This is a genomic window from Caproiciproducens sp. (assembly GCF_053840905.1).
This window is the reverse complement of the sequence record NZ_JBNLXQ010000030.1, coordinates 1-4565: the sequence shown is the minus strand read 5'-3', so window position 1 is coordinate 4565 and position 4565 is coordinate 1. Positions and strand designations below refer to the sequence as shown.

4 protein-coding genes and 1 pseudogene are annotated in these 4565 nt (G+C 48.2%); 3 read left to right on the top strand and 2 right to left on the bottom strand.

All coding sequences use genetic code 11. The annotated features are described in order from the left end of the window. Positions 1 to 167: 167 nt before the first annotated feature. The gene (locus ACQGQ5_RS15840) at positions 168 to 1442 is read right to left on the bottom strand and encodes a M14 family zinc carboxypeptidase (RefSeq protein WP_455737435.1); all 1275 of its coding nucleotides are present in this window, start codon (positions 1440 to 1442) and stop codon (positions 168 to 170) included. A gap of 178 nt (positions 1443 to 1620) precedes the next feature. Between ACQGQ5_RS15840 and ACQGQ5_RS15835 the strand changes: the two genes are divergently transcribed. Continuing rightward, positions 1621 to 2463 carry a deoxyribonuclease IV gene (locus ACQGQ5_RS15835; RefSeq protein WP_455737434.1) on the top strand — a complete coding sequence of 281 codons (843 nt, stop codon included), beginning with the start codon at positions 1621 to 1623 and terminating at the stop codon, positions 2461 to 2463. Between the two features lie 42 nt (positions 2464 to 2505). Here ACQGQ5_RS15835 and ACQGQ5_RS15830 read toward each other — a convergent pair whose 3' ends face one another. Further along, on the bottom strand, positions 2506 to 3033 hold the full coding sequence (locus ACQGQ5_RS15830; RefSeq protein ID WP_455737433.1) for a DUF6512 family protein: 528 nt from the start codon (positions 3031 to 3033) through the stop codon (positions 2506 to 2508). A 282-nt stretch (positions 3034 to 3315) separates the two neighbouring features. Between ACQGQ5_RS15830 and ACQGQ5_RS15825 the strand changes: the two genes are divergently transcribed. Together ACQGQ5_RS15825 and ACQGQ5_RS15820 are read left to right on the top strand one after the other, a co-directional pair. Further along, entirely contained in the window at positions 3316 to 4047 is a 732-nt protein-coding gene (locus tag ACQGQ5_RS15825) for a transglycosylase SLT domain-containing protein (protein WP_455737432.1), read from the top strand. Positions 4048 to 4354: 307 nt separating this feature from the next. Continuing rightward, positions 4355 to 4565 (top strand): annotated as a pseudogene (locus ACQGQ5_RS15820) (hypothetical protein); the annotation flags it as partial.

Genomic DNA, 4565 nt, shown 5'->3' with positions numbered 1-4565 from the left:
TCAAAAATATGATTAAAAGCTACGAGCAGAACATGAAGTAAAAATTTCCATTGTTGGAGCGTCATGCCGTTCGGTATGGCGCTCCAATTTTGCAATACAAACAGGAAATGCGCCTGAAAACGGATGGAAACAGTCCGTTCAAGACGCATTTTTTGTGTTATGTTATTTTATGCGGTGGCGGCATGAAGCAGCACGTTGATATTTTCCTGATAAATGGTGTTAAACTGTGAAATAGAAATCGGATTTCTGCCCAGACCGACTTCGATCGTATAGCCGGGCCTGCGGTAATCCTGAATAAACCAGTCCTTGTAACCTGCGTAAGAGGCAATTCCGGCAGTCTGGTCCAACCGGTAGCCGCTGATTGCCGCGAATTCCTCTCCAATGGTTCTGCCTTCCGGAGGGGCCATATCCATGAAATTCCAGTAGATGACCCTGCCCTGCGTGTGGTAGGCGATCACCAGCCGGAAATCGTGGGTCTGTGTAAAATTGACGACGGTCTGTGTTTCCGGTTCGGACACGGGGAACGGTCCCGAGTATCTTGTCGGACCGGGACCGGTAACGCCGTATTCTGCTTCCGCGTCCTTTGATTCCTGCCACGCGGCGTTATAATTATGGTTTAAATCCACGCCGCGGTTGTTTGCCTGCCATACCGCAGAGAAATCGGTGCTGCCGTTATTCCAGGCAATCAGGTCCTGATAATAAGGGTTGTCGGGCTGCAGGCCGTTCAGCACCAGATCTACTCCGTCGGGGTTGACCATGGGAATGATATAAATACTGCTCTGGTTCCAGATTTCCCTGGGGTTATATCCGTCGCCCAGCGTCTGGTTCAGGGTATAGGTATACAGGAAATTTTCCGTGAACTTCATCAGCAGGGGGGAAGTGATCCATTCCAGAGCGTGATGGGCCGCATTATAGAAAACCTGATTCGGACCCGAGCCGAGCCTTAAATAATACAGGTTTTTCCCAAGGACACTGAGCCCGGCAATGCCAACCTCTAAAAAAGGGTAGCGCGCTTTCAGCCCCTGAATATCCCTCTCCAAAATCTGATAAGAATAGTCGATGTTGGTATCGACTACGTCCATGCCGTAAGGAACGACGATCTGCTGGCCGACCGTGAGGTTTCCGGCGTCAAGACCGGGGTTTGCTCCGAGCAGCAGGGGAAGGGACGTATGGTACCGGCGGGCTATGCTGTAAAAGGTATCGCCCGGTCTGATCCGATACAGGTCATATCCCAGCAGGTATCGTTCCATGACCCTGTAGGTGGCCGGACCGATGACACCGTCCTGAGCAAGACCGAACGCACGCTGAAATTGCAGGACCGCCCGGCGCATCTGCTGGCCGAAGATTCCATCAATGGGGCCGGGATTGTAACCGATCTTTTGCAGCATTGCCTGAATTTCCATGACATCCGTCCCGGACATCCCCAATCGCAGTGTTCTCATGATGGTTCACCTCAAAATTCTTTTTTGAAAACCGTTCGTTCATGCATGGTACTAATGTATTGCGGAAAATCAGGCTTTATGCTATATTTTCCATGGACGTTTCTTTCCATTTTCCGTTTTCCCCGTAAAGCAGCGGGAAAAGGGAAAACAGAGGAAAGTCCTGAAAGGAGTCAATAAAATGCTGAAAATAGGCTGCCATCTTTCCGTGTCCAAAGGATTTCTCGCCATGGGAAAGAATGCCCTTGCCATACAGGCGAATACCTTTCAGTTTTTTACACGCAATCCCAGAGGGAGTAAAGCAAAAGAAATCAATCCGGAAGATGTCCGGGCATTGCTGGAACTGATGGCCGAAAACCGGTTCGCACCCATCCTTGCCCATGCTCCCTATACGCTGAACGCCTGTTCGGCTGATGAGAGGACCAGAAGCTTCGCCATGGAAACAATGGCGGACGATCTTAACCGGATGGAGTTTTTGCCGGGGAATCTTTATAACTTCCATCCCGGCGGCCATGTGGGCCAGGGGGCGGAAAAGGGAATAGAACAGATTACCGCGATGCTCAATTCGATTTTGAAGCCGGAGCAGCACACGACGGTTCTGCTGGAGACGATGGCCGGAAAAGGCACGGAGGTAGGCCGTACTTTTGAAGAGCTCCGGCTGATTCTGGACGGGGTCGAGCGGAAGGAACAAATGGGTGTCTGTCTCGACACCTGCCATGTGTTTGACGCCGGATATGACATTGTAAACGGTCTTGACGACGTTCTGGACCATTTCGACGAAGTCATCGGGCTTGAGCGGCTGAAGGCCGTCCATCTGAACGACAGCCTCAATTCTCTGGGCAGCCACAAAGACCGCCACGCCAGAATCGGGGAAGGGAAGATCGGACTCGAGGCGATCACCCGCGTGATCAACCATCCCGCTTTACGGCATTTGCCGTTTTATCTGGAGACGCCGAACGATCTTGACGGTTACGCCGAGGAAATCAAGCTTCTTCGGAGTGTCTATGAAGAGAGTCCTTCTTAAGGCAAAGCAGGGAACCTCTTGTTTATGATTGCTGAGTACCCCTTATTTACTCGATTTTTTTGAAGCCGGGGCGGAAAACAAACCGATGTGCGGGGGACGGAAGGTAAAAACAAAGAAGCTGAGAGTCAGCGCCGCAAGGAACAGCAGACCTTCCCATCCTGTTTTGGTACCGGACTTGGAGGATTCGGAAATTTTTTCTCCGCTGTAACGAAAGGCAATCAGCACCCCTGAAATAAAGGTGAGGATGTCCAGCCAGAGATAATCTTTTCCGATCATGCCGGCGTAAGTGTAAAAGAAGACGATGATAAAAAGCAGCCCGAGCAGGATGCCGAGCGATTTTGCCGTAATAAAATTTCCGTACTCTTTTCCGACGGCGAAATATTCCACGACGCTGAATATCAGCATAGGGAAAAAGAGCATTTTTAAATGTTCCCATACGCTTTCGTTGATCGGGCTGAACATTCCGATCACCCGGTTGTTTCCCGTCCAATTGTAAAGGAAATGCAGAATAGTGCCAAAGATCATCACGAAAATAAAACCGATCGTTTCCCAAGCGAGCAAATTTTGCATGGTATCCCTCCTTTTCGTTAAATTCTATGATGCGAGTTCAGAAAATAGGAGTTTAAACCATCAAAATTGCTTTATAAAATGGAGTTTCAGAAGCTTTCGTCCTCCGGCCGCAAGCGGCGGTTAAGGGGACTGATTTTTGTATCTCAGCCGTTTTCTGAATATTTTCTGAAAGAAAGGTCAAAAATTGCAAAATAGGAGATTCTAAATCAAGGGAAGCTCCCAATTGCCGTATCGGCTGACTATTTCAAAAAAAGGTTCTTTAAAAATAACGGGGGAGAAAGAATGAAAACTCCAGGAAAAATACATTGCAGGGCAGAAACGATTTATGCGCTGTGCATGATAGCTGCGATCTTCTGTATCGGGCGATCCTTTCATAACCAGACGCTTCCGGCAGAAACTCCTGTCGTCACCCAAAGCTCGTCTTCACAAAGTAAGCTTTCACAAAGTTCCTCTCAGGCGTCCGACAAGGCGGTATCTGAGGAAACCAGTCGGCAGGAACAGAATTCCACGGCGGAAAAGCCCGAATCAAAGGCAGAAAAAACGACGGAACCGCAGGAATCAAAACCGCAGGAAAAAACGGAACAGCTTCCGTCATCGAAATATTATGACATTCCACTGGATGCAGATATACAGGATGCCATTTTCAGGGAATGCAGAACAAAAAATGTCCCGGAGGATCTGGTAATCGCCCTGATCGGTGTGGAGAGCCATTACAATTCAAAAAGTATCAGCAAAACCAATGATTACGGCCTGATGCAGATTAATATCTGCCACAAGGAATCTTTGGAGCGCGACCTGCAGGTTACGGATCTGCTGGACAGCAAGCAGAATATTAAAGCCGGCGTCCATATGCTTTCGTGGATCGTCAATAAGTACAGCAATATGAATCAGGCGCTGATGGTTTACAACAACGGAGAAGCCGGCGCGCAGAAGCTTTGGAAGCAGGGGGTTTACTCTACGCCCTACTCCAGAAAAGTGATTGATCAGATGAATAAAGTGAAAAAGGAAGCGTAATGAATTTCGCTGGTAAAGGTGGGAGGATTTCTCACTGACTGAAAAGCTATAGAACTTTACAGGTAGTGGAAATTTTACGAATCCGGATCTGCTATTGAAACAGATCTCTTATACAACCGCTGTTTGAGCCATTTTCTTACAAAAAAAGACAGAGTCTCCATCTGTAATTTTCAATGAATGACTTTTCAGAACTGTAAAGCGATAGTACTGTCCACACTCGTTTTGTTTCTGTAATGCACGACATCCTTTTCTTTCTGTTCCGGGAATAGGAAAACCGTTTCCGGAATACAATCAAGGGGGTGATGTTATGCTGTGTAAGGTTCGGAATTTCTTGTTGAAGGATGCCCTTCTGCTCGTGATCGGCGGGGACATTTATCTCATAATGGAAATCTGTTACCGTGGATACTCCCATTGGAGCATGTTTGTGTTAGGCGGCGTCTGCTTTTTAGGATTGGGATATATCAACCGTTTCCTGTCCTGGGAAACGCCGCTGGTTTTACAGATGCTGATCGGAATGC

What these genes read in the sequence shown, in the direction of transcription:
- ACQGQ5_RS15835 (WP_455737434.1), top strand. Translation starts at nt 1,621, where the DNA reads ATGCTGAAAATAGGCTGCCATCTTTCCGTGTCCAAAGGATTTCTCGCC.
- ACQGQ5_RS15825 (WP_455737432.1), top strand. Translation starts at nt 3,316, where the DNA reads ATGAAAACTCCAGGAAAAATACATTGCAGGGCAGAAACGATTTATGCG.
- ACQGQ5_RS15830 (WP_455737433.1), bottom strand. Translation starts at nt 3,033, where the DNA reads ATGCAAAATTTGCTCGCTTGGGAAACGATCGGTTTTATTTTCGTGATG.
- ACQGQ5_RS15840 (WP_455737435.1), bottom strand. Translation starts at nt 1,442, where the DNA reads ATGAGAACACTGCGATTGGGGATGTCCGGGACGGATGTCATGGAAATT.